Genomic DNA, 26,237 nt, shown 5'->3' on the forward strand with positions numbered 1-26,237 from the left:
CGTACTTCCTGCCCAGTTGAAGCACCACCCCCGCACCACGCACGCAAGGAGCCCTCGTATGCCCGCAGAACCAACCCCCCTGAAGCTGCTGCTGGTCGGCGGGGTACGGGCGGTGCCGCTCGGCCTCGACATGGCGAAGCTCGCCCTGGACCAGGCCCACGCGCGCGGGCTGCGGACCCACCTGACCAACCAGGAGGCCGTCCTCGCCGCCACCCCCGGGGTGACCGAACAGGCCGGCGCCGTCTCGGCGGTGGACTTCGCCCGCCCCGGCGAGGCGGCCGCCTGGGCGCGCGACCGGGCCGGCGAGGGTGAGCGCTTCGACGCCGTGCTCGCCCTGCAGGAGATGGCCCAGGTGGCCGCCGCCGAGACCGCCGAGGCCCTGGACCTGCCGGGCAACCCGCCCGAGGCCGTCCGGCGGGTGCGCACCAAGGACGCCTGCCGGGCCGCACTGGCCGCCGCGGGCTTCCGGCAGCCCGCCGTCGAACTCTGCGCCGACCTGGCGGAGGCGGCGGCCTTCCTGCACGGGTCCACCGGGCCGTGGATCGTCAAGCCCCGTGACGCGATGGGCAGTACGGGCGTCAGCCGGATCACCGGACCGGAGGGACTGCCGGCCGCGATCGCCCTGCTGCCCGGCCAGGGCCCCTTCCTGGTCGAGGAGTTCGTCCAGGGGGCCGAGTACAGCGTCGAAGGCCTCTTCCTCGGCGGCGAGCCGGTCGTCATCGCGGTGACCGAGAAGGAGAAGGTCGAGCCGCCGTTCTTCGTCGAGGTCGGCCACATCCTCCCGGCCGAACTCCCCGACGTGCAGCGCGAGGAGATCGAGCGTCAGGTGAAGGCGGCGCTCGCCGTCCTGGGCCTGCGCTCCGGCGCCTTCCACGTCGAGCTCTGGCTGAGCCCGGACGGGATCGTGCTCGGCGAGGTGCACGGGCGGTTCGGCGGCGACTGGATCCACCGGATGCTCGCCCACGTCGTCCCGGGCCTGGAGCTGTTCGGCCTCCTCTACGACGACCTGCTCGGCCTCCCGCGCGCCGACGCCGCGCCGACCCCGACCCGGGCCGCCGCCGCCCGCTACCTCACCCCGCCGCCCGGCCTGGTCACCTCGGTCGAGGGGTGGGCGGAGGCCGCGGGCCACCCGGACGTGCTCTTCGCCGACCTCACCGTCGCGCCCGGCGGCACCGTCCGGCCGCTGCGCACCTCGGCGGACCGGGTGGGCGTGATCGTGGTCGGGGCCGACACCGCGGACCAGGCCCGCAAGCTCGCCCGCGAGCTGGCCGACTCCGTCCGCTTCACGGTGGAGCCGGCCCGTACGGTGGAGCCGGCATGACGGCCACGGACGCCCCGCCCCGGGCCGCCACGCTGCTGCGCCGGCTGACCGCCACGCTGCTGCCCGGTTCCCGGCAGGGCCGGATCATGGCCGCCGGCACCACCGTGGACGCGGTCGCCAACGGCCTCTACCTGGCCACCGCCACGCTCTACTTCGTCCGCTACCTCGACATCACCGCGGTCGCGGTCGGCACCGCGATCGCCGCCGCCAACATCGCCGGGCTGCTCAGCCCGCTGGTCTTCGGGCCGCTCGCGGACCGGCTCGGCGCCCGGCCGGTCTACGTCGCGCTGACGCTGGTCCGGGGCGCCGGCTTCATCGGGTACGCCCTGGTCGGCAGCTACGCCGGCTACCTGGTCGTCACCTGTCTGACCATCGCCGCCGCCCGGGCCTGCTCGCCGCTGCTCCAGGTGATCGTCGGAGAGTTCGAGGGGGCCGCCGAGCGGACGAAGACGATGGCCTCGCTGCGGGCCATCACCAACATCGGCCTCACCGCCGGCTTCCTGCTGGCCGCCCTGGTGCAGGCCGCGCACTCCCGGGCCGCCTTCGTCGCGCTCTTCCTGTTCAACGCCGTCGCCTTCGCCGCCGTCGCGCTCGCCGTGGTGCGGGCCGGCCGGGTGGCGGGATCGGCGGCCCCGGCGCAGGCCGCCGCGCCCGCCGAGGCCGGGGCGGAGAGCGGCTCCGGCTCGCCCTACCGGGACCGGCGGTTCCTGCTGGTCACGGCCGCCAACGCGGTGCTGATGCTGCACGACTGCGTGCTCTTCATCCTGCTGCCGCTCTGGGTGGTGGAGCGGGCCGGACTGCCGGCCAGTGCCAGCTCGGCGCTGCTGGCGATCAACACGGTGCTGACCGTGGTGCTCCAGCTCTCGGTGGCCCGCTTCGCCCAGGGGCTCACCAAGGCGCTGCGGATGCTCCGGATCGCCTGCCTCTTCCTGGTGCTGGCCTGCGCGTTCTTCGCCTTCGCCGACGGCCGCGGCAAGTACCTGGCGCTGGCGGCCGCAGTGGTGGCCGTCGCGCTGCTGACCGTCGGGGAGAACCTGCACGCCGTCTCGCGCTGGGAGATCTCGTACGAGCTGTCGCCCCCGGTGGGCCGCTCCCGCTACCTGTCGCTCTTCAGCACGGGCATGAGCGCGCAGCTGATCGTCGGCCCGTTCCTGGCCACCGGCCTGCTGCTGCCGGCCGGCGCGGTCGGCTGGGTGTTGCTCGCCGCGCTGTTCGCGGGCGCGACCACCGTCACGGTGCTCGCCGGCCGCACCGCCGTCCAGGCCTCGCCGACACCCGCCTCGGAGGCGCTGACCGGCTGATGTCACTCTCCGTTGCTTGAACGAGCACAGCCAAGGAAGTACAGTCCCCCTAGAGCGTGTCAAGGGCCACGCGGGCACACCGGGGGGTGGACTTCTTGTTGCAGCGCTCAGTCGCGATGTTCCCCGGTCTGCCGTTCCGATGTCGGTCGTCCCGCTGAACCGAGCTTTCAGTCAAGGGACTTGTCATCGCCGACCGGACTGACGAACGATCAGTTCCACCGGCTCTTCGGGCTGCCCCGAACTTCGACACGTCCCCCGGGACCGTCATCGTCGAATGCAGGAACAGACCGGAGTGAGTCATGGTGCTGCGCGAGGCACTGAGCATCCCCATCCCCCTCGATCACGAAGAGTCCACCACCGCCGAACTCCCCGGCCTCGCCAGTCTGCTGCGTGACTGGCGAGGCCGGGCCGGCCTGCGGATGGGGCTCGCCAAGCCGCTTCCCCAGATGGTCGTCGCCACCCGGCTCGGCATGAGCGAGCGCTGGTACCGCGACCTGGAGCGCGGCGGCACGGCCCGCTTCGACCCCAGGCTGCTGGCGCTGCTCGCCGACGTGCTGCTGCTCGACGCGGACGAGCGCGCCACCCTCTACCTCTACGCCATGGGCGGCACCCCGTCCGCCGGCCCGGCGCGCCCGGAGGACCTGCACCCCCTCCAGGAGCTGGTCGACCGCCAGATGCCGAGACCGGCCTTCCTCGCCGACCGGGCCTGGACCATCGTCGGCCACAACCGGGCCGCCGCCGAGTGGTTCCCCTGGATGCGCCACCCCGGGGCCAACTTCGCCCGCTGGGTGCTGACCGCCCCGGAGGCCCGCGAGCAGGTCGCCGACTGGACGTGGCAGGCCCGGATGACCCTCGCCATGATCCGCTTCGCGCTGGCCCGCTACCCGGGTGACGAGGCGGTGGTCGCCCTGCTCACCGACGTCCTGCGCGATCCGCTCTGCCGCCGGCTCTGGGCGGGGCGGGCCTGCGTGGTCGCGAACCGCGACGGGGACCGCTTCGGCCTGCGGCTGCCGCACCTGTCGTCCGAACCGATCGAGACGGTGGCCCAGGTCCTGACCCCCGGCGGCCGGCCGGACCTGAGCTTCGTCGTCCTGGGCCCGCCGCCCGGGGTCTGAGGCCCGGTCGCCCGGGGCCCGGGGTCCGGAGGCTGGGGCCCGGGGGCCGAGGCCGGCCCGCGCACGGGCGTGCTGTCAGTGGAACCGGGCCACGAACCGGCGCTGCCAGGGCGTCTCGACGGCGTGCCGGTCGTAGTGCTCCCGCACGTAGGCCACCGCCGAGGCGGCCGGCACCCCGTCCAGCACGGCCAGGCAGGCCAGCGCGGTGCCCGTCCGCCCGCGCCCGCCGGCGCAGGCCAGCTCGACCCGCTCGGCGGCCGACCGCTCCCAGACCTCCCGGAAGGCCTGCGCCGCCTCGGCCCGGTCGGCGGGCAGCCGGAAGTCCGGCCAGCGCAGCCATCGGCTCGCCCAGGGCACGGCCGGCGGCCGGCGCCCCAACAGGTAGAGGCCGAAGGCGGGCTGCGGTCCGGGCGGCAGTGGCCGCAGCAGACCGCGCCCCCGGACGAGTCGGCCGGACGGCAGCTGCAGTACCCCGGCGGCGGTGGGGTCCCAGGTGGCGGAGGCGGTCATGGGGCGAGCCTACGGCGCGCCCGACCGGTCACGGGTGGAGCCGGACCCGCCCGGTGCGGCGGCCCCGTGCGGTGGTGCTGCGGTGCGGCGGCGCTCCCGTGTGGCGGTGCGGCGCCCGGCAGGTCAGGAGGCCGGCCGGTCAGGAGGCCGCGTACAGCGTGGCCGGGGCGGGCATGCCGGCGCCGTGCGCCAGGGCGGCCGCCTCGCCGCGCGAGGACACGCCCAACTTGGCCAGGATGTTGGCCACATGGAACTTCACCGTGGACTCGCTGATCAGCAGCGCACGGGCGATCTCCCGGTTGCGCCGGCCCCGGGCGAGCTGGTCGAGGACGTCCAGCTCCCTGGGCTGCAGCCCCGCCAGCGGGTCCGGTCCGCCGGTGGCGGCCGGCTCGGTCAGCGGCAGGTCGACGGTGACGGTGGTGCCCCAGCCGGGGACGGCGTCCACGGCGAGCCGGCCCGCGAGGGCGGTGATCCGGTCCGACGTCCGGTGCGCGGCCAGGGCGTCGGCGGTGAGCAGGCCCGGGCCGTCGTCGCGGACCACGGCCCGCACGCCGTCCGCGACGAACTGCCAGCTCACGTGCAGCCGGGTCAGCCCGTCCTGTTCCATCATGGTGAGCACGGTGGCCCGGACGGCCGCCCGGGCGGCGTGCGCGGTGTCGGCCGGGACGGACCGCTCGCCCGCGGCCGGGGGCAGCAGGTCGAGCCGGACGGGGCTGTGGCGCAGCAACGGGCGGAGCTCGTCCGCGAGTCGGGCGAAGGCGGTGGCGGCGGGCTCCTCGCTCAGCGTCCGGTCGAGCTCGGCGCCCGCGCGCAGGTCCAGCAGGGCGCCGACGGCCAGCTCGGTGGCGCTGCGGCGGGCGGTGGCGTCGTCCAGGGCGGCGGAGCGCAGCGGCGCGAGGATCGCGGAGAGCGCCGAGGCGTGCGCGCCGCTGAGTTCGGCGATCGCGCGGGCCCGGGCACCCGCGGAGGCCCGTGAGGCGGCGGCGTGCACGGGGGCGGCGTCGGCGGCCCGGTGGTGGGAGTGGGTGGTGACCAGCTCCCACAGCTGCTGCAGGACGGCGAGCGGTCGGTCGGGCAGCAGCTCGGCGCTCGGCCGGACCAGCACCAGCAGCGCGCCGTTGCTGCCGGCCGGGGCGGCGGCGACCGCGACGGCCGGTCGCGGCCGGCCCGCCAGCACCGCCTCGCCCTGCCAGGGCCGACCGGGCGTCACCGCTTCGGCCAGGTGGGCCAGTTCCAGGCTGGCGATCCGCCCGGCCAGCCCGGTCGGACCGAATGCGTTGGTGGGGGAGTGCGTGCAGACACCGCTGAGCTGGGCGACGGCGGTGTGCGGGACGAGATCGGCGAGCAGCCGGGAGAAGCGCGGAAGGATGTTCGGCCGGGGTGCCCGCAGGATGTCCACGGCCTGCGCGAGCACGTCCTCGGGACGCTCCCAGCCGCGCTGCCGCTGCTCGGCGCCGTCCACGGCCGCCCCGTCGCCCACCGCGCTGCCCACCACGCCGCCGCCCGCCCCGTTGTCCGCCATGCGATCCAGCCTAGCCGCGCGGTGCGCGCCCGCGCCCGGCCGTTCGGCCAGGTCGAACCGGCCGAACGACGGGCCGGTCAGCAGCCGCGCCGGTACCAGGCTGGAGAGGTCAGAAAGACGAACTCCCCGACCAGTGAAGGACAGTGGGACTCCCATGACGAAGGCCATCGGCTTCTCCGCGTTCGGCGGCGCGGACGTGCTGCACCCGATCGAGATCGACCTGCCCGCCCCGGGCCCCGGCCAGGTGCGGGTCGCCGTCCGCACGGCGGGCGTCAACCCGGTGGACCACAAGCTGCGCAGCGGCGCGATGGCCGAGCTGTTCCCGGTGACGTTCCCGCACGTCACCGGCTACGAGCTGGCCGGCGTGGTGGAGGCCGTCGGCGCGGGGGTGACGCGGTGGGCGCCCGGCGACGAGGTGCTCGGCCCGACCGACGGCGGCGGCGGGTACGCCGAACACGCGCTGCTGGACGCCGGCAAGGTGGTCCGCAAGCCGGCCGCGCTGGGCTGGGAGCAGGCCGCCGCGATCCCGGTGGCGGCCGAGACGGCCTGGCGCTCGCTCGCCCTGCTGGACGTGGAGCGCGGCGGGACGCTCCTGGTGCACGGCGCGGCGGGCGGGGTCGGCACCGTCCTGCTGCAGTTCGCCCGCTCGCGCGGGATCCGGGTGATCGGCACCGCGAGCGAGTCCAACCACGCACGGCTGCGGGCCCTGGGCGCGATCCCGGTGACGTACGGCGACGGGCTGGCCGAGCGGGTGCGGGCCGTGGCGCCGGACGGGGTGGACCGGGTGCTGGACGCCGCCGGGCAGGGCGACGTCCTGCCGCTCTCGATCGAGCTGGTCGGCGGGGCCGGGCGGGTGCTGACCATCGCCGACTGGGCGGGCGCCGCCGAGCACGGGGTGCGGTTCAGCGGCGGCTCGGAGACCGTCCACCACCACGGTCCGGCGCTGGCCGCCGCGCTCGCGCTGTACGAGGAGGGCACGCTGGACCTGCCGCTGCACGAGGTGTTCCCGCTGGCGGAGGCGGCGCAGGCGCACCGGGTGAGCGAGGCCGGGCACGTCCGGGGGAAGATCGTGCTCGCCGTCGGCTGACGCCGGGGCCGGGCTGCGCCCACCCGTTCGAGTAAGGGGGTGGGCCGGGTGTGCGGGCGGCCCGGTGCGGTCCGACCGGCCCGGGTCGGGAGGCTGCGGACGGACGGACGGACGGACGGACGGACGGGCGATCGGGCGATCGGTGGTCGGTGAGTTCCTCGGAATGCTGTTGGTGCGACCGGCGGTGGCCACGGATGCCCGGGCGTCCACCCGCCGAGCGGTGAAGAGGTTTCTTCCGGTGCCCAACTGAACGGCGTGCGGCGCAATCTGACGCTCGATCGGTAGAGTCCGGTGTCATGGCTGATGCGATCGATCCCCCGGCTACGCCGGGCGCCGGGCGGCTGGCGGGCAAGTCGTGCGTGGTGACGGGGGCGGCGAGCGGGATCGGTCGCGCGGTGGCCGAACGCTTCGCCCGGGAGGGCGCGTCGGTGGTCGCGACCGACGTGGACGCCGAGGGTCTGCGGCGGCTGGCGGGGGAGCTGCCGCAGGCCGTCAGCACGGTGGTCGGCGACGTCTCCCGCGACGACGACGCCCGCCGGATGATCGCCGCCGCCGTCGAGCGGCACGGCCGGATCGACGTCCTGGTGGCCAACGCGGGGGTGCTCCCGTTGATGGAGATCACCGAGGCCGACGCCGAGGACTGGGACCGGGTGATGGCCGTCGACGGCCGGGGGATGTTCCTGACCTGCAAGTACGCGATCGAGGCGATGGCCGGGCCCGGCGGGGCCGGTGGCGCGATCGTCTGCGTCTCGTCCATCTCCGGCGAGGCCGGCCAGCGCGGCCAGGCCGTCTACGGGCCCGCCAAGTTCGTCGCGTCCGGCCTGACCAAGCACCTCGCCGTCGAGTGGGCCGACCGCGGCATCCGGGTCAACGCCGTCGCGCCCGGCACCATCACCACCGAGCGCGTCCGCCGTCTGCGGGACGAGCCGGGCGGTCCCGAGTACCTCGCGGCGATCGAGCAGCGGCACCCGATGGGCCGGCTCGGCGCCCCCGCGGAGGTGGCCGCGGCGGTCCTCTTCCTGGCCTCCGACGACGCCTCCTTCATCACCGGAGCCGTGCTCCCGGTGGACGGCGGCTACCTGGCGCAGTAGGCGAGCGCCGGACCGGTCGGCCCGCCCCGGGCGGGAGCCCGCCCAGCTCGGCGGGCTCCCCGGAGAAGCCGACCTCGCCCCGGTGCAGCACATGGACCACGGCCGCGCCGGCCAGGCTGCGGGGGAGCGACTGCGCGGTCAGGACGACGGTCCGGCCCTCGGCGGCGGCGGTGCGGAGCAGGTGCGCGTGCAGCCGGGCGGCGACGGCGGGCGCCAGCCCCCGGTCCGGCTCGTCGAGCAGGAGCAGGCCCGGCCGTGCGGTCAACGCCCGTGCCACGGCCACCAGTTGCTGCTGTCCACCGGAGAGCGCCCCGGCCGGGCGGGGCAGCAGGGCGGTCAGCTCGGGGAAGAGCGCGAGCGCCTCCGCGGCGGGGCCCCCGCCGAGCCCGAGGTGCTCGGCCACCGTGAGCGAGGCGAACACCGCCCGCTCCGCCGGCACCAGCGTCAGCCCCAGCCGGACCCGCTGGTGGACGCCGAGCGCGGTCACGTCCCGCCCCCGCCAGACCACCCGGCCGGCGGCGAGCCGGACCACCCCGGCCAGGGCGTGCAGCACGCTGGTCCGCCCGGAGCCGTTGCGGCCGAGCAGCACGGTGACCGCGCCGGCCGGGAAGGCGAGGTCCACCCCGTGCAGTGCCTCCAGCGGCCCGTACCGGACGCGGGCGGCGGACAGCGCGGCCTCGACGCTCATCCGGCGCCCGGCCCGGGCCCCGGGACCGGCCCCGCCCCGGGTCCCGCGACCGGCCCCGCGACCGGTCCCGCCCCGCCCCACGCCCGGGTCACCCCGGCATCGGCGAGCACCGCGGCCGCCGGGCCGCGGGCCACCACCCGGCCGCCGGCCATCGCGTACACGGTGTCGGCCAGCTCGCGGACCAGGTCGGGGTCGTGCTCGACCAGCAGCAGCGCCATGCCCCGGTCGGCCAGGCCGCGCAGGACGGTGACCAGCCGGGCGGTCTGCGCCGTGTCCAGGCCGGCCGCCGGCTCGTCCAGCAGCAGCACCCGGGGGTCGCCCGCCAGCGCGCGGGCCAGCTCCACCAGGCGCAGTACCCCGGTCGGCTGGTCGCCGGCCGGCTGCGCCGCGAGGTCCTGGAGCCCGAACAGGGCGAGCGCCCGCGCCGTCGCGGCGTCGACGGCGCGGGCGTCCGGGCGGTGGCCGTGCCGCTGTTCGGCACCGATCCGGACGTTGTCCGCGACCGGGAGGGTCGGAAAGACGGCGATCTGCTGGAAGGTCCGGGCCAGACCGAGCCGGACCCGGGTGTGCGTGGGCAGCCGGGTGACGTCCCGGCCGCCGAGCAGCACCCGGCCGGCGTCCGGGCGGACCGTCCCGGCCAGGCAGTCGAACAGGGTGCTCTTGCCGGCGCCGTTCGGCCCGATCAGCGCGGTGATCCGCCCCGGTGGCGCGGCGAGGTCCACCCCGGCGACGGCCTCGATGCCGCCGTACCGGCGGACCACCCCGCGGGCCGTCAGCCGGGCCCGGCCGGCACCCGTCCGGCTCATGGCAGCCTCTCCGGGGTCTCGGCGGCGGCCCGCCGGGCGGTGATCAGGGCGCGGGCCCGGCGCCCGGCCGGGGTGAGGCGCCCGGGCGGCAGCGCGGCGGGCGGTTCCGCCGGGCGGCGGCGGGTCAGTCGGGCCGCGACCCCGGCCAGGCCGCCCGGCAGGCGGCCGATCGCCGCCGCCAGCAGGCCGACCGCGACCGCCGACACCCCGGCCACCGTGCCCGCGTCCAGGCCGATCAGCAGCGCGGCGGCCAGCACCGCGCCGAGCGCGCTGTCCGCGCCGGCCACCACCACCGCGGCGAACCAGAGCAGCCCGCGCACCGGATCGAACGAGGCCGGGTCGAAGGCCCGCCCCGCCAGGCCCATCAGCCCGCCGCCGAGCGCGGCCAGCGCCGCCCCGGCCACGAAGGCGAACAGCTTCAGCCCGGGCACGTTCACACCCGCCGCGACCGCGCCCGGCTCGTGGTCGCGCATCGCCGTCAGGGCCCGGCCCAGCCGACCCCGGTGCAGCCCGCGCACCACCACCAGGCCCAGCCCGAGCAGCAGCAGCTCGGCGAGGTAGAAGGCGCGGTCGCCGGCCAGGAAGGCGGGCCGGTCCAGGGTGAGCCCGGTGGTCGCGTACGGCTGCTGGAAGACGAAGCGGCTCATCGCCGTCCCGACCGCGAAGGTGACCAGTGCCAGCGCCAGCCCGCGCCGCCGGATCGCCGGCCAGCCGGTGAGCAGCCCGAGCGGGGCGGTCGCCAGCACCGCGAACAGCAGCGCGGGCACGGCGGGCAGCGCCGGGACGAAGGGGATCCGCCCGGACATCAGCAGCGCCGTGCCGAGCGCGCCCAGCCCCGCGTACCCGGCCTGGCCGAGCGAGATCTGCCCGCCGTAGCCGGTCACCACCACGATCGAGAGCAGGACCAGGGCCAGCGCGGGCACCAGCAGCGCGCTGCGCAGGTCGTTGTCGCGGAAGCCCAGCGGGAGCAGGAGCAGCACCAGGCAGACCGCCCGGGCCGCCGGGCCGCCGCCCGCCGGTCCGCGCGCGGTGAGCGGGGCGCGGTCGCCGGACCCGCCCGTGATCCGCGGTCCGGCCAGCAGCGCGGCGGCCAGCAGCGCCACCACGAACAGGTTGGCCTGCACCGCCTGCACCAGCGGCAGCAACTGGCCGGCGGGGCGCAGCCTGGTCAGCTCGGCCTGCGCGATCCCGAGGCCGAGGCCGGTCGCCACCGCCACCGGGATGCTGCGCAACCGCGCCGCCACCGCGACCGCCATCGTCTCCATCACCAGCAGCGGCAGCCCGTACGGATCGAGCAGCAGGTACGGCGCGAGGGCGACGCCGACCAGGCCGGCGGTGAAGGAGCCGAACGCCCAGCCCGCCGCCGAGACCCGGTCGGCGTCCACCCCGGCCAGCCGGGCCAGCCGGCGGTCGTCGACCACGGCCCGCAGCCGCAGACCGAACCGGGTGAAGCGGGTGGTGGCGGCCACCGTCAGGGCGAGCACCAGGATGGCGGCGAGCTGCGCCACGGTGTCGGGGCGCAGGGTGTGCCCGCCGGGCAGCACGATCGGGGCGGCGCCGAACGGGGACGGCGCGCCGCTCAGCGGGGCGGTGCCCCAGACCAGCACCGCCACCCCGATGAGCAGCACGAACACGCCGAGACCGGCGACCATCGTCTCGGCCGTCCCCGCGCCGCGCCGCTGCAGGGGCCGGTACACCAGGACGTCCAGCAGCACCCCGAGGGCGGGTGCGACCAGCAGCAGGCAGAAGGCGAGGGCCGGCCAGACCGGCCAGTGCCGCTCCACCACGAGGTCGCGCAGGAGGTAGGCGACGAGCATCGCCTGGGCGCCCTGGGCGAGGTTGAGCACGCCGGTGGCGCGGTGGCAGACGACCAGACCGATGCCGCTGAGGGCGGCCGCACTGCCGACGGTGAGGCCGGCCAGGGCGAGGTCGACGGTGAGGCCGACGGAGTCGAGGGGGGCGGCGGCGGGCACGGGTGGCACCGCCTCAGCCGGCCGGGTGGGCGGGGTCGGTGGGGTCGGACCCGCCGGGTTCGCCCGGGCCGGACGGTTCGCCCGGTTCGCCCGGTTCGCCCGGTTCGCAGATCCGGCAGGGGGCGAGCCCCCGCGCCCGTACGGCGGCGGCGTCGACCGGCTCCGCGCCGTGCTTGCCGGCCACCAGCGGGCAGCCGGGCCGGTGGTAGAGCGTGCCGTCGGCGAGGGCGAGCGGGCCGGTACCGGGCAGGTCCGGTCCGGCCCGCCCGTCGGGTCCGTCCGGTCCGTCGGGTCCGTCGGGTCCGTCGGGTCCGGCCAGTCCGTCGGGTCCGTCGGGTCCGTCCGGTCCGTTCGGTCCGTCGGGCCCGTCGGGTTCGACCAGGAGGGTGTAGAGCCGCTCGACCCGCCGGTCCGTCAGGGCGCCCGCGCCGGGCGGGGGCGGCGGGGCCGGCGGCCGACCGGGTGAACGCAGGGCGACCAGGACGATGCCCGCCACGATCAGGGCCGCACCCGGGATAGTGGCGGAGGCCAAGTAGGGGATCTGCTCCTCGACGAAGGCCTCACCCGAGACGCCGTACCAGCCCAGGACGCACAGGGCCGCCCCGGCGGCCGCGAGGATCCAGCCGGGCCACTCGCGGGCTTCCCGGGCCGTCCGCAGCGCGCGGGCGGCCGAGCGCGGCAGCCCCGGGCCGGGCCGCCCGCCCGCCCGCTCCGGTGCGGTACGAGGCCTTTCGCCCCCGGATTGCGATTCGTCCATGGATCCGCCTTGATGGTGTCACGTGCGACATTTCCAGGATCGGCCTGGAACAGCATCCGGAGATCGGCGGCCCGGCCCGTGCGGTGCAGCCGAGCGGTCGGCGCCGCCCCCGGGCGGCGGGAGCCGAGTTCGTCGAGAGGAACACCATGCGCGTAAGGCAGAGCGGCACCCGTCGGGGCGGTGGCCCGGTCCTGCGGTCGGCGGGCGCGCTGCTGGCGCTGTTGCTGGTGGGCGCGGTGGCCGGATGCAGCAGCAGCTCGTCGAGCTCCCCGGCCTCGGGGTCGGCCTCGGTGTCGATCTCCGTCCCGGCGACGGCCTCGGCGACCGTCAGCGTCAGTGTCAGCGCGAGTGCGAGCGCCGGCGGTACCGCGCCCGCCGATCCGGCGACCGCCACGAACCAGGTCACCGCGAACTGGGAGAAGTTCTTCGACCCCACCACCCCCATCCCCGAGAAGGCGTCGTTGCTCCAGAACGGTGACGTGCTGCTCCCGGCGCTGGAGGGCTTCTCGCAGGACCCGCGGGTCGGCCAGGTCAAGGCCAGGGTCACGAACGTGGCGTTCACCTCGCCGACCGATGCCACCGTCACCTACGAGCTCTCCCTCCAGGGCACCGTGATCGAGCCGAGCGCCACCGGTCAGGCCGTCCTCGACAACGGCACCTGGAAGGTCTCCCGCTCCTCGCTCTGCGGCCTGCTCACCCAGGCCGGCGCCGCGAGCGGCACCCCCGTCCCCGGATGCAGCTGACGGCCCCGCCGTCCCGCCGGGCCGCCGACGCGTCCGTCCGTCGGCGGCCCGCCCGCCGCGTCCGCCGCCGGGCCCCGGCCCGCTGCGCGGGCGCGGTCCTCACCGCCCTGCTGCTCGCCGCCGCCACGGCCTGCGGCACCCGGCTGCCGGCGGGCGCCTTCACCCACCGCCCCGCGGCGGCCGGCGCGAGCGCCACGGCCGGCGCCAACCCCGCCTCCGACACCGGCGTCACGGCGGGGGAGATCCGGATCGGCATCGTCACCTCGCTCACCAGCCCGGTCGGCAGCGAGGTGTTCAGCGGCCCGCGCTACGGCGCGCAGGCCTTCGTCCAGGCCCTCAACGACCGGGGCGGCCTGCACGGGCGCACCGTCAAACTGGTCACCTGCGACGACGGCGGCAGCGGCATCGGCAACCAGGACTGCGTGCACCGCCTGATCGACCAGCAGCACGTCTTCGCCTTCGTCTCCGGCAGCGTGCTCGACTACGCCGGCGCGCCGTACGTGAGCGGGAAAGGCGTGCCGGACGTCGGCGGCCAGCCGATCGGCACCGCGTACGACCGGTGGCCGCACCTCTACGGCATCTACGGCAGCAGCGCGCCGCGCGACGGGCAGGCCGTCGGCTGGAACGGGACGCTCTACCAGACCCCCGAGGTGTTCCGCTTCTTCACCGAGCGGCTGGGCACCACCAGCGCCGCCGTGGTCGCGTACAACCAGGCCGACTCGGCCCGCTACGCCGCCCAGCTGAAGGCCGGGCTGGAGGCGGAGGGCTACCGCGTCCTGGTGCAGACGGTCGACTTCGCGCTCCCGAACTTCCAGGCGGTGGCCGCCGCCGTCCGCGCCGACGGCTCGCAGCTGCTCCTCGACGCCATGGACACCCGGGGCAACGCGGCGCTCTGCCGGGCGCTGGACGAGGCCGGGGTCCGGGTCGCGGCGAAGGCGACCAACGTCCAGAACTGGTCGCAGACCGTCGGCACCGACTACGCGGCCTCACCCGGTTGCCGCGGTGCGCTCTGGGCGACCTCCGCCAGCCTCAACTACGAGGACGTCCAGTACCCGGCGGTGCGGGACTTCCGCGCCGCGATGGCCCGCTACTACCCCGACCGCGAGCCGCTGCTCTCGGCCTGGGAGCTGGAGGGCTGGGCGGGCGCCCAGTGGCTCACCGACGCGATGGACTCCTGCGGCGCCGACCTCACCCGGGCCTGCGTCGAGCGGTTCATGAACCGCGCCGAGCCGTACGACGCGCACGGGCTGCTCCTGCCCGCCTCCTTCGTCCCGCAGCCCCCGCCGACCGGGCCGACCCGGGCCTGTCTGAACGCGGCCCGCTGGCAGGACACGGCCTACGGCGGCCGGGGCGGCTGGGTCACCCAGGTGGCCTCGATGGACACCACCTGCTTCGAGGTGCCGCAACTGCCCTACCGGCCGTAGCGGCAGCGAGGCGGTGGGCCGGCCGCGCGGCGGCCTCAGGCGAGGCGTTCCACCGCGACGATCGCCGCGTCGTCGTCCAGCCGGCCGCCCGCATGGGCCAGCAGGTCGTGGCGCACGTACTCCACCAGGGCCGTCGGAGGGCCGGCCGGCCAGGCCGCGAGGCGCTCGGCGAGCGGGTAGAACCGCCGCCGGGCGTCACGGGCCTCGATCACGCCGTCGGTGTAGATCAGCAGGCGGTCGCCGGGCAGGAACGGGAACTCGTCCACCTCGTACGAGCCCGGGGCCAGTTCGCCGAGCCCGAGCGGTGGCGCCGGGCAGTGGGCGTTCAGCGCGGTGACGCCGTCGGCCCGCAGCAGCAGCGGGGGCGGGTGGCCGCAGTCGATCAGGCGGATCACCGAGCCGTCGTCCGGGATGTCCAGGATGACGGCGGTGATGAACGACTCGCCGCTGTCGTCCGCGTCCTCCTCGGCGGCGGCGCCCCCACCGTCCGGCTGCTCGCCGCGGTGCTGCTCGCCGAGCTGGGCGAGGCCCCAGCGGACGCTGCCGTCCAGGTAGCCGGCGAGTTCGGGCAGGTCGGCGTGCAGGTGCGCGGCCGCGCGGAAGGCCCCCAGCAGCAGGGCGGCGTCGCCGAGCGAGGGGAGGCCCTTGCCGCGGACGTCGCCGACCAGCAGCCGGGTGCCGCCGGCGGTGCGGGCCGCCGCGTAGAGGTCGCCGCCGACCTGGGCCTCGGCCTCGGCGGCGAGGTAGGCGGAGGCGAGGCGCAGCCGCCCGATCCGGTCCGGCAGCGGGCGCAGCAGGACGCGCTGCGCCGCCTCGGAGACGGAGCGGACCTGGGCCAGCTCCCGCTCGTGGCGGTCCCGCAGCACCCGCAGGCCGACGATCAGCACCGAGACGACGACCTGCGCGCCGAGCTGCGTCTCGTGGTTGGGGGTGGCGAGCCCGTCGCGCATGATGCCGATGACGGTGAGGGCGGCGAGCGCGAGCAGGGCGACCAGGGCGGTGGTCCGCGCGCCCGCGAAGGAGGCGGTGATCGCGGGGGCGACGATCAGCAGCGGCCCGAGGTGGATCGCCGGCGGCGACAGGATGTCGACCACGGTGATCACGACGATCAGCGCGAGCGGGATCGCCGTCAGCGCGTGGCGGCCGGGCCGCCACGACGGGCGGCGGTCACGGGGACGCGGCCGAAGGGGCACCCCTCCTCTGTACACCGTCCGGGTGGTGCCCCGCACCCCGGCGTGCGCCCGGCGTCCGCGCTCCGGCCGGAGCGCGGCCGGACCGGGGCCGGTCCGGGGCCGGTCCGGACCGGGCTCCGGGCGGCTCAGTCCTCGGCGCCGTAGCGGGCGAGGTAGCCGGCGAAGCGGGCGACGTCGTCGTCGGACCAGTCGGTGAAGCGGGCGGTGAAGGCGATCCGGCGCTGCTCGCCGGCCACGCGCAGCAGGGTCAGGCCGGCCTCGGTGGCGCGCAGGATCTGGCCGCGCTGGTCGTCCGGGTCGGTCTCGCGGCGCAGCAGGTCGAGCTTCTCCAGCGCGGTGACCTGGCGGCTGACGGTGGACTTGTCGAGCATGAAGTACGAGGCGACGTCGGCGGCCCGGCAGCCGCCGCGCTCGTTGATCAGGTCGAGGATGCTGTAGGTGACCAGGGAGAGGTCCGGGTGCAGCTGGGAGGCCTTGTGCCGGGCGCGCCGGGCGAAGGCGGTCAGCTCGCGCTGGATGATGTCGATCGATGTCTCGCGGCCGGGCACGGCGGTCCTACCTCCTCGGTAATTTGTTGCACTATACAACGGTTTCGTGGTCGGTCGCGCTCCGGCGCCCGCTGCTCCGCTCCGCCGGACGTGGCCGCCCCGGTGCGGGAGCGGGCTCAGCCGGGCCGAGGCCCGTCGGCCGGGACTCCGCCGTCCGGAGCCTTCGGAGTCCCGTCGCCCCGGGTCCCGGCCGGGGCGACGTCGGTCCGGGCGCCGTCGTCCGGTGTCCCGTCGTCCGGTGTCCTGCCGGCCGGGGCGCCGGTGGCCGCCGCGGCCTGCCAGGCCCGGGCGGCCGCGATCCGGCGGGTCGCACTCGGATGAGTGGCGAACAGTAGCTCAAGCACCCGGGGCGGGTCGACATCGGAGACGTTGGCCAGTGCCAGTCTGCGCTGCATGGCGATGAACTGCTCGGCATCCGAGGTCAGTTCGAGGGCGTGCCGGTCCGCCCGGGCCTCGATCCGGCGGCTCACCGCGCACTGGAACGGCCCCGACAGGGCGCCCAGCAGGGCCGCGCAGGCCGCCAGCAGCGGCAGCGCGCGCGGATCCGCCGCGTCCGTCGCCCCCGCCGCCGACAGCAGCGGGCCCCAGCCGCCCAGAAGGCCGAGCAGGCAGACCACCACGGCCGCCCCCGCCGCGCCCAGCAGCGTGCCGGTCAGCACGTCCCGGTGCTTCACGTGCCCCAGCTCGTGCGCCACCACCAGCTCCACCTCGCGCGGCTCGGCGGTCGACAGCAGCGTGTCGTAGGCGACGATCCGGCGGGTCGCGCCCAGGCCGGACACGTACGCGTTGAGGGCCGTCGTCCGCCGGGAGGCGTCCGCCACCAGGACGTCCCGCACCCGGACGCCGTCCTGGTCGGCGAGCGCGAGCAGGGCCGTGCGCAGCGGGCCCGGCGGCATCGGGGTGAAGCGGTTGAAGACCGGCTCCACCAGCAGCGGGTAGAGGAAGGAGAGCGCCGCCGTGAGCAGCGCCGCCGCGCCGGCCGCCGGGAGCCACCAGCGGTCCGGCGACCGGTCGGTGAGCGCGAACAGCCCGAACGCCAGCGGCAGCGTCAGGGCCAGGCCCAGGGCCAGCCCGCGCAGCACGTCCACCGCCCAGCCGCTCCAGCCCTGGGTCACCAGCCCGTACCGGGCCCGCACCGTCCGGCCGCCGGCGGCGAACGGCAGCTGCGCCGCCCGGCCGAGGAGGACCAGGGCGGCCGCCCCCGCCAGGACCTCGGCCGTCCGCGAGCCGCCGAACAGCCGGCCGGCGGCCGTCACCAGAGCGGCCCCGGCCGGGGTCAGCCCGAGCAGCAGCGCCAGTGCCAGCCCGCCCAGCCGCCCGCCCAGGGCCCACGGCAGCTGGGCACGTCGCAGTGCGCGGCCCCGGGCGCGCTGGTCGGGGGTGAAGTCGGGGACGGTGGTGCCGGCCCCCGGGGCGGGGATCGCTGCGCCCGGAGCCGGGCTGACCTGGTCTGTCATCTGTCGGCTGTCATCCGTTGTCCGTGAGCTGTCGGTTGCCCTCCGTCGGCCACCGCCCGCCGGTTGCCCACCGGGCGTCGCCGGTCGGCGGCCGCCGGGAATCAGCATGTCACTCCTGCGACGCTCCGGAGGCGCTCCGGGTGCCCGCGCGGAGCAGTTGGTGGCCCAGGTCGATCAGGGCCCTGCCCGCGGCGAACGCGTCGCCGACCACCGGGGCCGGCTCGTCGCGCGGGTTGCGGCGGGCCCGGGTGTCGCTGTGCAGCACCGCGCCGTCGGCGTCGAGCACGGCGTGCACCCGGGTGGTGTCGCGGTCCTCGACGACGTGCAGGCTCAGCTGCCAGTCCTTGGTCCGGGCGGCCGGCGCTGCGCCGGCCGCCCCTTCGGCGGTGCCCTCCGCCGTCCGCACGGCGGCGGCCGGTGACACCGCGGTGCCGTCCGCGCGGACGATCACCACCGGGCAGCTGCCGTGCACCGCGCAGCGGGCGCTCACCGAACCCAGCAGCGCCCGGGCGAAGGTGCCGCGCCCCCGGCTGCCGAGGACCAGGAGGTCCGCGCCCTCGGCGAGCTCCAGCAGCACCTCGGCCGCCTGCCCGAGGACCAGGCTCTCCTCGATCTCCACCGGCCGGTCGCGGCCGGCCACCTCGTCCACCTCGGCGGTCAGGGTGCGCCGGGCCGCCCGCTCGAAGCCGTCGTCCAGCATCGGCACGACCCACCCGTAGAGCGACGGGTACTCCCAGGCCGCCACCGCGTGCACCCCGGCCCCGGTGAGCACCGCCTGATCGACCGCCCAGCGCAGCGCCGCCTTCGAGGGGGCCGAGCCGTCGATCCCGACCACGATCCGCTGCCGGCCGCCGCCGTTCTCCGCGCCGTCCATCACCCGTCCACCTCGCCGCCTCGACCTCGGGAGCGGCCACCGTGACCCCGAGGACCGCCACCCTCCACGCTGCGCGTCCGGACGGCCGTCGCGCCAGGGACGCGACGGCCCGGTGGGGCGGGCGACCGGGCCACCGCGTCCCGGTGGCGGAGCCGGGCCGGGATTCGAGCCGGCCGGAATCGAGTCGGACCGGACATCGAGCCGGCCGGAATCGAGCCGGGCCGGAAATCGAACCGATGCCTCCGGGCGCGCGGTTACGATCTGTCGGGGCTGCCCGGCCCGGCAGGTCCGGGCGGTGTCGTGAGCTGTGGCGCGGCTTCCGGCGGCGCCACCTGGGGAGAGGGGATCCGGTATGGCAGTCGAACCGTCCGGGGCACAGGAGGCCCGGCGCGTCGAGGGCCTGGTGTCGGCGCAGGAGAAGGCGATCGCCCTGTTCGCCGAGGTCGAGGCACGCGCTCTGGTGGTGCCCGGGGTGGGCGAGCGCGAGGCGAGCGACCGCATCCGGGACCTCGCCGACGAGATGTTCGGCACCACCCGGCACTGGCACAAGCGGATCATCCGGTCCGGCCCGAACACCCTGGCCCCGTACCGGGAGAACCCGCCGGACCGGATCATCGGCGCCGACGACGTGGCCTTCGCCGACTTCGGCCCGATCTTCGAGGAGTACGAGGCGGACTTCGGCCGCACCTACGTCTTCGGCGACGACCCGCACAAGCAGCGGCTGCTGGCCGACCTCCCGCGCGTCTTCGACGCCGGCCGCGCCTTCTTCGCGGCCGACCCGGAGATCACCGGGCGGCAGCTGCACGCCGAGGTCGAGCGGCTGGCCGCCGAGGCGGGCTGGGAGGTCGGGATCTGGCACGCCGGCCACCTCGTCGGCGAGTTCCCGCACGAGCTCAACGACGGTGCCAGGGCCGAGTCCTACATCGCCCCCGACAACGACACCCCGCTGCGCCGCACCGACCGGTCGGGCCGGACCTGCCACTGGATCCTGGAGCTGCACCTGGTGGACCGGGAGCGCGGCTTCGGCGGCTTCTACGAGCAGCTGCTCGACCTGGCGTGAGGGCGGGCGGCGGCGACCGGTGAACACGGCCCCCCGGCCCGGGCGAGCGGGCCGGTCGGGGCGGTCGGGGTGGCCGTGTTGCGAGCGGGGGTCGTTCCGGGGCACCGGTGTGTGGACGCGGGGCGAAGGCGGTGCGGGGGAGTGGCGTAGGCTGACCGCTCTCGAATCGACCCCGGGGGGACTTCACATGCGCCGAGTCGCGGCCGCCGTCGCACTGCTGCTCGGGCTGATATCGGTGGCCGCCTGCGGGCCCGACGACCCGGCGCCGGAGCGGGCGGCGCCGGCGGGCGACGCGGCGAAGTCCCCCGCCGCCGCCACGAGCGCCGGCACCACGCCGGCCACGCCGTCCGGCAGCGCCCCGGCGCCGCGGCCGGACGGCACCGTCACGGTGGCGTTCGCCGGGGACGTCCACTTCGAGGGCCGCACCGAGGCCCGGCTCGCGGTGAAGCCGCCCGAGCAGGCGCTCGGCCCGATCTCCGCGACCCTCTCCGAGGCGGACCTCGCCGTCCTCAACCTGGAGACCGCGATCACCGACCGCGGCGCCCCCGAGGCGAAGACGTACACCTTCCGCACCTCGCCCAAGGCGCTCACCGCGCTCAAGGACTCCGGCGTCGACGTCGTCTCGATGGCCAACAACCACGCCGTGGACTTCGGCGCGGACGGGCTCGCCGACACGCTCGCCGCCAAGGACTCCTCGCCGATCCCGGTCGTCGGCTTCGGCCGCAACGCCAAGGAGGCGTACGCCCCGTACGTCACCACCGTGCGCGGGGTGAAGGTCGCGGTGGTCGCGGCCAGCCAGGTCGAGGACCTGACCAACCAGAAGTGGCGGGCCGGTGCCAACAAGCCCGGCATCGCCTCTGCGCTGGATGCCGCCGCGCTGGTCAAGGCGGTGGAGGAGGCCAAGAAGCAGGCGCCCGTCGTCCTCGTCTACCTGCACTGGGGCGACGAGGGCAAGGCCTGCCCGACCGGTGCCCAGACCGCCATCGCCAAGAAGCTCGCCACCGCCGGGGCCACCGCGGTGGTCGGCACCCACGCCCACACCATGCTCGGCTCGGGCATGCTCGGCTCCACCTACGTCGGCTACGGCTTCGGCAACTTCCTCTGGTACGGCACGTCCGACTACGCCTTCTCCAACGAGACCGGCGTGACGACGCTGACCCTGACCGCGGCCGGCAAGGTCACCGGGGAGACGTTCACGCCCGCCACCGTCGACGGCCAGGGCGTCCCCGTCCCGCAGACCGGGCCCGCCGCCGCGGCCGCCCTCAAGCGCCGCGACGGCCTCCGGGGCTGTACCGGCCTGGCCCCCGTGCCCGGCGCCTCGCGCTGAGGCCGTCCGGACCGGCCGCTCGCCGGCCTCCCGGGGTCTGCGGGGTCTGCGGGCGGTCCGGAGCCCCGGGGACGACGGCGTGAGAGGGTCGGGGCGGAAGACGTGGTGGTCGCGGGTGCGGAGGAGAGCCGGCCGATGACGGAGTGGAAGACGTACGGCCGGCGGCCGGTCTACGAGTCGCCCTGGGTGGAGCTCTGGCTCGACGACGTGGAGATCCCCGGGGTCGGGCGGGTCGACCACCATGTGGTGCGGATGCCGAAGGCCTGCACCACGGCGGTGGTCACCGACGACGAGGGGCGGTTCCTGTTGCTGTACCGGCACCGCTTCATCACGGGGCAGTGGGGCTGGGAGGTACCGGCCGGGTGGGCGGAGCCGGGTGAGGAGCCGGCGGCCGCCGCCGCCCGGGAGGTGGAGGAGGAGACCGGGTGGCGGCCCGGCCGGGTGGAGCCGCTGGTCGGGTACAACGCGATGTCCGGCATCTCGACGATGCGCTTCCACGCGTTCCACATGACCGGCTGCACCCGGATCGGTGAGCCGGCCGACCGCAGCGAGGCGAGCCGGGTCGCGTGGGTGGCGGAGGAGGACGTGGTGGAGTTGCTGGCCGCCGGGGAGGTGCCCGAGGGGGCGTCGCTGACGGCACTCTCGTACTTCCTGGGGCCGTACCGCTCGGCGCGGCGGCGGTCGGCGGGCTGATCACGGCGGCGTCGGCCGTCACCGGGGCCGGGTTCGCCTGCGGGGCCCGGGAGATGACGGCCGGTCGGCCGGGTTCACCCCTGGTGATCGGCTTCGCCGTGCTTCCAGTACCCCTTCGCGTGGACGCGGTCGCGGGGGAGCGCCCGATCGGTGAGGAGGTGGCGGCGGACGGTGCCGACGGCGGTCGCCTCGCCGGCGATCCAGGCGGCCGAGTCGGCCGGGACGTCGGTGGCGAGGAGGGCGTCGGTGAGGAGCCGGCCCTTGGGGTGGGAGCCGCCGCGGGGGAGCCAGTGGGTGGTGAGCTCGGCGCGGGTGGCGAGCGGGAGCGCGTCGCCGTCCTCGGCGATCTCGAACCAGGCGAACACGCTCACGGTGGTGGGCAGTTGGTCGAGGATGGTGAGGGCGGCGGGGAGGGCGCTCTCGTCGGCGGCGAGGAGCAGCCGGCCGGCGCCGTCGACGTCCGGCCGGCGGCCGCGCGGTCCGGCGATGCGGGCCCGGTCGCCCGGCCGGGCGACGGACGCCCAGCGGGCGGCGGGGCCGTTGCCGTGCAGGACGACGTCGATGTCCACCTCGCACGCGGCGGGCCGGTGGTGGCGGACGGTGTAGGCCCGGGAGGGGCCCTCGGGGATCGCCAACTTGACCCACTGGGTGGGGTGTTCGATCCCGAGCCGGGACAGCGTCGGGCCGCCGAGGGTGATCCGGAGGAGGGTGGAGGTCAGCGGGGCGGTCGCGATGACCTCGACGTCGTGGGTCGGGCGGGAGCGTCGGAACATGAGGACTCCTGGGCGGGCCCGGAGGCGGACACGGGCCGGATGAAGGGGGCGCGGTGAAGGTGAAGACCGCGGTGGAAGTGGCGGAGCGCGGCGGCGGCGTGGGACGGCCCGGTGCGGGCGTCGGGATCAGCGCGCGAGGTGGGCGAGGTGCTGGTCGAGCAGCGTGTCGACGAAGCCCCGGTCGAGCGGGCGGCGCAGCACCAGGGCGCGGTGGTAGAGCGGGGCGAGCAGCGCGTCCAGCAGGACGGCCGCCTCGTCCTCGGAGGTGTCCAGGCAGGCCCGGATGTGCGCGACATCGCGGGCACGGAGCGGATCGAGGAAGCCGGTGTGCAGCAACTCCGCCGTACGGGCGTCCAGTTGGGCGTGTCCGAGAAGGGCCTGCAGGACACGGCCGGCCGGTTCCTCGCCGAGGAAGACGGCGAAGCGGTGGACATAGGCGCGCAGATCGGCCGGCGCGGCCGGGGCGTCCGGCCAGGCCAGGCCCGGGCCGGAGTCCAGGGCCAGGTTGTCGAAGAGGATGTCGACCTTGGACTTCCACCAGCGGTAGATCGTCTGCTTGGCGACGCCCGCCGCGGCGGCGATGCCCTCGATGGTGAGGCCCTCGAAGCCGTGCTCCACCAGGAGGTCGTCGGCGGCGTTCAGCACGGCCAGGCGTGCGGCCTCGCTGCGGCGGCTGCTGGTCGCACTGCTGCCGCCGGTGGCGGGGCGGGGCTGGGCGGCGATGGTGCTGCGGTCCTCACGGGCGGGCCGGTGCGGGAGCCGGCCGGGGTGCTTGGTCGGGCTCATCCTCTCATGCCCCCTCCGCCGGGGCGGTCGTCGGCCGCGGACGACGACCGGTCAGGCCGGCCGCGACACCGACGGCCAGGACGGCGACCAGCGCGCTGAAGACGACGCCCGCCGTCCGCAGGTCGGTGGCCCGGACGAGGACGCCGACGCCGACCACCGGCACCGAGAGCATCGCGTACAGGACGGCGAAGAAGGCCGAGACCACCGCGCCGCGCTGCTGCGGTTCGACACCCCCGTTGACGGTGCCCAGGCCGGTGCCGACGGCGGTGCCGGTGGCGAGGCCGTTGACGCAGGCACCGAGGAGCAGGGGCGTCAGTGACTCGGTCAGCAGTGCCGTGGCGATCAGGGCGGCCGCCAGGACCAGTCCGGCGCAGGCGGCGGGCAGGGCGCGCGGCCCGGGCAGGACACGGGCGAGCGACTGGCCGACCGCGGTGGCGGCGAAGGCGAGGCAGACGACCAGGCCGGTGAGCGCGTGGTGGTGGAGGCCGAGGACGGTGGCGAGGAAGAGCCCGCTGACCGAGGTGAGGACACCGAGGACGGCGAAGCCGGATCCGGCGGCCAGCGCGGCGGGCAGGAGGGCGGGCCGGATGCCGGCCGGCACGCGCAGCGGCTGGAGGCCCGGACGGAGCCCGGCGGCGGTGCGGGCGCTCCGGCGGGTGCCCTCGGACGCGTTCGCGGAGGTGCCCTCGGGGGCGTTCCCGGCGGTGCCCCCGAGGGCCTTCCGGGGGACGCTCTCGGGGACGGCGAGCAGGCCGAGCAGGGCGGCGCCGGTGAGGGCGAGCATCACCGTCCAGGGCAGGCGCAGCGGGGAGCCGGCCCATTCGGCGAGGGCGCCGGAGAGCAGGGTGCCGCCGGCCAGTCCGCCCATGTTGGCGGCGAGGGCGAGGGTCTGGGCGCGCAGCCGGCGCTCCGGCGGGGCGAGGTCGAGCAGGGCCGCGGTGGCGGCGCCGGTGATGAGGGCGGCGGCGAGGCCGGAGACCACCCGGGCGACCAGCAGCCAGGGCAGGGCGGAGGCGGCCTCGAAGAGCCCCGCGGCGGTCGCGGCGAGGAGGAGGGCGCCGGCCATGACGGGGCGGCGGCCGATCCGGTCGGAGAGGCGGCCGAGGGTGAGCAGGCCGGCGACGACGCCGACGGCGTAGACGGCGAAGGTCACCGTGACCGTCAACGGCGAGAAGCCGAAGGCCTGTTGGTAGAGGGGGTAGAGCGGGGTCGGGACGGTGGTGCCGGCCATGGTGACCCAGAGGGCGAGGGCGACGGCGGCTCTGGCGGGCGGCGTCGCGCGCGGCGGCGCGGGGGTCGTCGGGGGGAGGGCGGGGGGTGCGGAAGGCACGGGAGTGTTCCTCGGAGGGGGCTCGGGTGGGTCCGACTCAGGGCCGATGGCAGGGCCCGATGGCAGGGCCGGGGCGCGGGGCCGGTGCGAGGTCGGTGCGAGGTCGGTGCACGGCCGGTGCGGGCCTCGGGGGGCCAAAGTGGACGCAACGTTGCGTTGCGATTGGAAGGTAGCACTGGACGCAACGTTGCGTCCAGGTTCACCGCGGGGCCGGGGCACGCCGGCGTGGAGTCGGCCCCCGGCGTCGGGAGTTGACGGACTCGCAGCCGGCGGCGCACCCGAGCGGCTGTGTTAGGTTAGCCTTGCCTAATGTCGCTGGTCGGAGGGGATGCCCCGTGCAGCAGCGGCCGCCGCACGACAGCCCACCGGAAAGGCCGGGACGGAACGCCGGCCGACGTACCGCCGCAGGCCTCCGCGTCACCCGGGCGACCGGTCCGCCCGGCTCGCGGCAGACCCCGAACCACCCCACACCGCCCGCCGACCGCTCCGACCCGGGGCACCCGGCGGCCACTCGCAGACTGGGAGATTCCAGGTGACCACGGTGCACCACGCCCCCGCCGGGACGGACGACACCGTCATCGGCGCGGCCAGCGGGCTGCTGGGCCAGTACCGGGCCGCGCCCGACGAGGCGTTCTTCGCCTCGCCGACCCGCACGCTGCTCGCCGAGGGCGTGCACGCCCGGGTGCCGCAGGACGGGCGCCCGCTGCCGGTCCGGGTCGCCGAGACGCTGGCGCGGGCGCGCCGTGACGGGGTCCCGCACCCGCTGGTGCTGGGCGCGGTGGCGTTCGATCACGACAGCCGGGCCGAACTGGCCGTCCCCGCCGGGCTCCGCACCTGCGGCGCGCTGCGGGACGACCCGCTGATCGCGCTGCCTGCCCCGGCCGCCGAACCGGTGGAGTGGCAGGTCCGCCCGATACCCGAGCCGGCCGCGTACGGCGCGGGCGTCGCGGAGGCCGTCCGGCGGCTGCGGGCGGGCGAGTTGAGCAAGGTGGTGCTCGCCCGGACGCTGGAGCTGAGCGCCGGCCGTCCGCTCGACCTGCCCGCGATCCTCCAGCGGCTGGCCCGCCGGGACCCGGGCGGCTACACCTTCGCGGTGCCCGCGGGCGCCGGCCGGACGCTGATCGGCGCCAGCCCCGAGCTGCTGCTCTCACGCCGGGGCACCACCGTGGTGGCCAATCCGCTGGCCGGGTCGGTGCCGCGCACCGCCGACCTCGGCGAGGACGTCCGCCGCGCCGCCGCCCTGCTGGAGTCCCCCAAGGACCGGCACGAGCACGCCTTCGTGGTGGACGCCATCCGCGAGGCGCTGGCGCCGTACTGCCGGACCCTGGAGGTGCCGCAGGCCCCGACCCTGGTCCGCACCGCCGCGATGTGGCACCTGGCCACCACGATCACCGCCGAGCTGGCCGATCCGGCCGTCTCCGCGCTGGAGCTGGCCACCGCGCTGCACCCCACCCCGGCCGTCTGCGGTTCGCCGACTCCGTCGGCCCGGCGGGCGATCGGCGAGATCGAGCCGTTCGACCGGGGCCTGTACGCGGGCATGGTCGGCTGGAGCGACGCGGACGGCGACGGCGAGTGGGTGGTCACCCTGCGCTGCGCCGAGGCGGACGGGCGCACGCTGCGGGTGTTCGCCGGGGCGGGCGTCGTCGCCGACTCCCGGCCGGAGGCCGAACTGGCCGAGACCAGCGCCAAGTTCCGCACCTTCCTGGACGCCGCGGGGGTGCCGCGCTGAGCGGACCGGCCGGTCGCCGACCCCGTGTGCCGGTTCCCCGTCCGGGGCGGCCGGTCCCGGCCCGGACGGGGCGCCGACGGGTCTCGGCGGTCGAAGGCGGGTGCGCCGATCGCCGCTCGGCGCTCCCGT

24 protein-coding genes are annotated in these 26,237 nt (G+C 76.5%); 11 read left to right on the forward strand and 13 right to left on the reverse strand.

The genetic code is table 11. From position 1 onward, the window contains the following. The first annotated feature begins 58 nt into the window (after positions 1–58). From ACWDRR_RS15090 to ACWDRR_RS15100, 3 genes are all read left to right on the forward strand, one after another. The gene (locus ACWDRR_RS15090) at positions 59–1,321 is read left to right on the forward strand and encodes an ATP-grasp domain-containing protein (RefSeq protein WP_449772609.1); all 1,263 of its coding nucleotides are present in this window, start codon (positions 59–61) and stop codon (positions 1,319–1,321) included. Continuing rightward, complete coding sequence (locus ACWDRR_RS15095) at positions 1,318–2,622, forward strand: MFS transporter (RefSeq protein ID WP_449772610.1); 1,305 nt, start codon at positions 1,318–1,320, stop codon at positions 2,620–2,622. Before ACWDRR_RS15090 ends, ACWDRR_RS15095 begins: the two co-directional genes overlap by 4 nt. A gap of 299 nt (positions 2,623–2,921) precedes the next feature. Then, a complete protein-coding gene (locus tag ACWDRR_RS15100) occupies positions 2,922–3,737 on the forward strand; it encodes a helix-turn-helix transcriptional regulator (protein WP_449772611.1) in 816 nt (271 codons plus the stop codon). A 75-nt stretch (positions 3,738–3,812) separates the two neighbouring features. Here ACWDRR_RS15100 and ACWDRR_RS15105 read toward each other — a convergent pair whose 3' ends face one another. Both ACWDRR_RS15105 and ACWDRR_RS15110 read right to left on the reverse strand, forming a co-directional pair. Then, a complete protein-coding gene (locus tag ACWDRR_RS15105; protein WP_449772612.1) occupies positions 3,813–4,247 on the reverse strand; it encodes a protein-tyrosine phosphatase family protein in 435 nt (144 codons plus the stop codon). Between the two features lie 139 nt (positions 4,248–4,386). Continuing rightward, on the reverse strand, positions 4,387–5,769 hold the full coding sequence (locus ACWDRR_RS15110) for a LuxR C-terminal-related transcriptional regulator (RefSeq protein ID WP_449772613.1): 1,383 nt from the start codon (positions 5,767–5,769) through the stop codon (positions 4,387–4,389). Positions 5,770–5,923: 154 nt separating this feature from the next. Here ACWDRR_RS15110 and ACWDRR_RS15115 point away from each other — a divergent pair, with 154 nt between their 5' ends. Both ACWDRR_RS15115 and ACWDRR_RS15120 read left to right on the forward strand, forming a co-directional pair. Then, complete coding sequence (locus tag ACWDRR_RS15115; protein WP_449772614.1) at positions 5,924–6,856, forward strand: NADP-dependent oxidoreductase; 933 nt, start codon at positions 5,924–5,926, stop codon at positions 6,854–6,856. 296 nt (positions 6,857–7,152) lie between these two features. After that, complete coding sequence (locus tag ACWDRR_RS15120) at positions 7,153–7,947, forward strand: SDR family NAD(P)-dependent oxidoreductase (RefSeq protein ID WP_449772615.1); 795 nt, start codon at positions 7,153–7,155, stop codon at positions 7,945–7,947. Here ACWDRR_RS15120 and ACWDRR_RS15125 read toward each other — a convergent pair. From ACWDRR_RS15125 to ACWDRR_RS15140, 4 genes are read right to left on the reverse strand one after another with little or no spacing between them, the layout of a single operon-like run. Further along, positions 7,901–8,635, reverse strand: a complete 735-nt coding sequence (locus ACWDRR_RS15125; protein WP_449772616.1) for an ABC transporter ATP-binding protein — start codon at positions 8,633–8,635, stop codon at positions 7,901–7,903. The genes ACWDRR_RS15120 and ACWDRR_RS15125 overlap by 47 nt on opposite strands. Continuing rightward, entirely contained in the window at positions 8,632–9,441 is an 810-nt protein-coding gene (locus ACWDRR_RS15130; RefSeq protein WP_449772617.1) for an ABC transporter ATP-binding protein, read from the reverse strand. The genes ACWDRR_RS15125 and ACWDRR_RS15130 overlap by 4 nt, the downstream gene beginning before the upstream one ends. Next, positions 9,438–11,414: a branched-chain amino acid ABC transporter permease gene (locus tag ACWDRR_RS15135; protein ID WP_449772618.1), complete on the reverse strand. Its 1,977-nt coding sequence runs from the start codon at positions 11,412–11,414 to the stop codon at positions 9,438–9,440. Before ACWDRR_RS15135 ends, ACWDRR_RS15130 begins: the two co-directional genes overlap by 4 nt. Before the next feature lie 13 nt (positions 11,415–11,427). Continuing rightward, positions 11,428–12,171 carry a hypothetical protein gene (locus tag ACWDRR_RS15140; protein ID WP_449772619.1) on the reverse strand — a complete coding sequence of 248 codons (744 nt, stop codon included), beginning with the start codon at positions 12,169–12,171 and terminating at the stop codon, positions 11,428–11,430. 146 nt (positions 12,172–12,317) lie between these two features. On the opposite strand from ACWDRR_RS15140, the gene ACWDRR_RS15145 reads away from it, so the two are divergent. Both ACWDRR_RS15145 and ACWDRR_RS15150 read left to right on the forward strand, forming a co-directional pair. Beyond that, entirely contained in the window at positions 12,318–12,914 is a 597-nt protein-coding gene (locus ACWDRR_RS15145; RefSeq protein ID WP_449772620.1) for a hypothetical protein, read from the forward strand. Then, positions 12,905–14,338, forward strand: a complete 1,434-nt coding sequence (locus ACWDRR_RS15150; RefSeq protein ID WP_449772621.1) for an ABC transporter substrate-binding protein — start codon at positions 12,905–12,907, stop codon at positions 14,336–14,338. Before ACWDRR_RS15145 ends, ACWDRR_RS15150 begins: the two co-directional genes overlap by 10 nt. Before the next feature lie 35 nt (positions 14,339–14,373). Here ACWDRR_RS15150 and ACWDRR_RS15155 read toward each other — a convergent pair whose 3' ends face one another. The 4 genes from ACWDRR_RS15155 to ACWDRR_RS15170 form a co-directional block, all read right to left on the reverse strand. Beyond that, positions 14,374–15,531, reverse strand: coding sequence for a PP2C family protein-serine/threonine phosphatase (locus ACWDRR_RS15155; RefSeq protein ID WP_449772622.1), 1,158 nt, complete (start codon positions 15,529–15,531; stop codon positions 14,374–14,376). A 125-nt stretch (positions 15,532–15,656) separates the two neighbouring features. Continuing rightward, positions 15,657–16,079 (reverse strand): MarR family winged helix-turn-helix transcriptional regulator, encoded by a 423-nt coding sequence (locus ACWDRR_RS15160; RefSeq protein ID WP_449772623.1) that lies wholly within the window; start codon positions 16,077–16,079, stop codon positions 15,657–15,659. Positions 16,080–16,195: 116 nt separating this feature from the next. Beyond that, positions 16,196–17,536 (reverse strand): M48 family metalloprotease, encoded by a 1,341-nt coding sequence (locus ACWDRR_RS15165; RefSeq protein ID WP_449772624.1) that lies wholly within the window; start codon positions 17,534–17,536, stop codon positions 16,196–16,198. Positions 17,537–17,645: 109 nt separating this feature from the next. Next, the gene (locus ACWDRR_RS15170) at positions 17,646–18,410 is read right to left on the reverse strand and encodes a universal stress protein (RefSeq protein ID WP_449772625.1); all 765 of its coding nucleotides are present in this window, start codon (positions 18,408–18,410) and stop codon (positions 17,646–17,648) included. A 352-nt stretch (positions 18,411–18,762) separates the two neighbouring features. Here ACWDRR_RS15170 and ACWDRR_RS15175 point away from each other — a divergent pair, with 352 nt between their 5' ends. From ACWDRR_RS15175 to ACWDRR_RS15185, 3 genes are all read left to right on the forward strand, one after another. Next, on the forward strand, positions 18,763–19,470 hold the full coding sequence (locus tag ACWDRR_RS15175; RefSeq protein WP_449772626.1) for a M24 family metallopeptidase: 708 nt from the start codon (positions 18,763–18,765) through the stop codon (positions 19,468–19,470). A 187-nt stretch (positions 19,471–19,657) separates the two neighbouring features. Beyond that, complete coding sequence (locus tag ACWDRR_RS15180; protein WP_449772627.1) at positions 19,658–20,797, forward strand: CapA family protein; 1,140 nt, start codon at positions 19,658–19,660, stop codon at positions 20,795–20,797. A gap of 135 nt (positions 20,798–20,932) precedes the next feature. After that, positions 20,933–21,490, forward strand: a complete 558-nt coding sequence (locus tag ACWDRR_RS15185) for an NUDIX domain-containing protein (protein ID WP_449772628.1) — start codon at positions 20,933–20,935, stop codon at positions 21,488–21,490. Positions 21,491–21,564: 74 nt separating this feature from the next. Here ACWDRR_RS15185 and ACWDRR_RS15190 read toward each other — a convergent pair whose 3' ends face one another. The 3 genes from ACWDRR_RS15190 to ACWDRR_RS15200 form a co-directional block, all read right to left on the reverse strand. Next, entirely contained in the window at positions 21,565–22,263 is a 699-nt protein-coding gene (locus ACWDRR_RS15190) for a siderophore-interacting protein (protein WP_449772629.1), read from the reverse strand. 126 nt (positions 22,264–22,389) lie between these two features. After that, complete coding sequence (locus ACWDRR_RS15195; RefSeq protein WP_449772630.1) at positions 22,390–23,049, reverse strand: TetR/AcrR family transcriptional regulator; 660 nt, start codon at positions 23,047–23,049, stop codon at positions 22,390–22,392. A 4-nt stretch (positions 23,050–23,053) separates the two neighbouring features. Beyond that, positions 23,054–24,379, reverse strand: coding sequence for an MFS transporter (locus tag ACWDRR_RS15200; RefSeq protein WP_449772631.1), 1,326 nt, complete (start codon positions 24,377–24,379; stop codon positions 23,054–23,056). Positions 24,380–24,911: 532 nt separating this feature from the next. Here ACWDRR_RS15200 and dhbC point away from each other — a divergent pair. Further along, the gene (gene dhbC / locus ACWDRR_RS15205; protein ID WP_449772632.1) at positions 24,912–26,108 is read left to right on the forward strand and encodes an isochorismate synthase DhbC; all 1,197 of its coding nucleotides are present in this window, start codon (positions 24,912–24,914) and stop codon (positions 26,106–26,108) included. The last annotated feature ends 129 nt before the right edge of the window (positions 26,109–26,237 follow it).

Source organism: Kitasatospora sp. NPDC003701 (assembly GCF_053587085.1).

Bases quoted from the DNA above. Each gene is read 5' to 3' on its own strand.
- ACWDRR_RS15190 (WP_449772629.1), bottom strand. From the start codon at position 22,263: ATGTTCCGACGCTCCCGCCCGACCCACGACGTCGAGGTCATCGCGACC.
- ACWDRR_RS15140 (WP_449772619.1), bottom strand. From the start codon at position 12,171: ATGGACGAATCGCAATCCGGGGGCGAAAGGCCTCGTACCGCACCGGAG.
- ACWDRR_RS15150 (WP_449772621.1), top strand. From the start codon at position 12,905: ATGCAGCTGACGGCCCCGCCGTCCCGCCGGGCCGCCGACGCGTCCGTC.
- ACWDRR_RS15195 (WP_449772630.1), bottom strand. From the start codon at position 23,049: ATGAGCCCGACCAAGCACCCCGGCCGGCTCCCGCACCGGCCCGCCCGT.
- ACWDRR_RS15095 (WP_449772610.1), top strand. From the start codon at position 1,318: ATGACGGCCACGGACGCCCCGCCCCGGGCCGCCACGCTGCTGCGCCGG.
- ACWDRR_RS15090 (WP_449772609.1), top strand. From the start codon at position 59: ATGCCCGCAGAACCAACCCCCCTGAAGCTGCTGCTGGTCGGCGGGGTA.
- ACWDRR_RS15105 (WP_449772612.1), bottom strand. From the start codon at position 4,247: ATGACCGCCTCCGCCACCTGGGACCCCACCGCCGCCGGGGTACTGCAG.
- ACWDRR_RS15175 (WP_449772626.1), top strand. From the start codon at position 18,763: ATGGCAGTCGAACCGTCCGGGGCACAGGAGGCCCGGCGCGTCGAGGGC.
- ACWDRR_RS15180 (WP_449772627.1), top strand. From the start codon at position 19,658: ATGCGCCGAGTCGCGGCCGCCGTCGCACTGCTGCTCGGGCTGATATCG.
- ACWDRR_RS15120 (WP_449772615.1), top strand. From the start codon at position 7,153: ATGGCTGATGCGATCGATCCCCCGGCTACGCCGGGCGCCGGGCGGCTG.
- ACWDRR_RS15115 (WP_449772614.1), top strand. From the start codon at position 5,924: ATGACGAAGGCCATCGGCTTCTCCGCGTTCGGCGGCGCGGACGTGCTG.
- ACWDRR_RS15110 (WP_449772613.1), bottom strand. From the start codon at position 5,769: ATGGCGGACAACGGGGCGGGCGGCGGCGTGGTGGGCAGCGCGGTGGGC.
- ACWDRR_RS15170 (WP_449772625.1), bottom strand. From the start codon at position 18,410: ATGGACGGCGCGGAGAACGGCGGCGGCCGGCAGCGGATCGTGGTCGGG.
- ACWDRR_RS15165 (WP_449772624.1), bottom strand. From the start codon at position 17,536: ATGACAGACCAGGTCAGCCCGGCTCCGGGCGCAGCGATCCCCGCCCCG.
- ACWDRR_RS15130 (WP_449772617.1), bottom strand. From the start codon at position 9,441: ATGAGCCGGACGGGTGCCGGCCGGGCCCGGCTGACGGCCCGCGGGGTG.
- ACWDRR_RS15100 (WP_449772611.1), top strand. From the start codon at position 2,922: ATGGTGCTGCGCGAGGCACTGAGCATCCCCATCCCCCTCGATCACGAA.
- ACWDRR_RS15185 (WP_449772628.1), top strand. From the start codon at position 20,933: ATGACGGAGTGGAAGACGTACGGCCGGCGGCCGGTCTACGAGTCGCCC.
- ACWDRR_RS15145 (WP_449772620.1), top strand. From the start codon at position 12,318: ATGCGCGTAAGGCAGAGCGGCACCCGTCGGGGCGGTGGCCCGGTCCTG.
- ACWDRR_RS15125 (WP_449772616.1), bottom strand. From the start codon at position 8,635: ATGAGCGTCGAGGCCGCGCTGTCCGCCGCCCGCGTCCGGTACGGGCCG.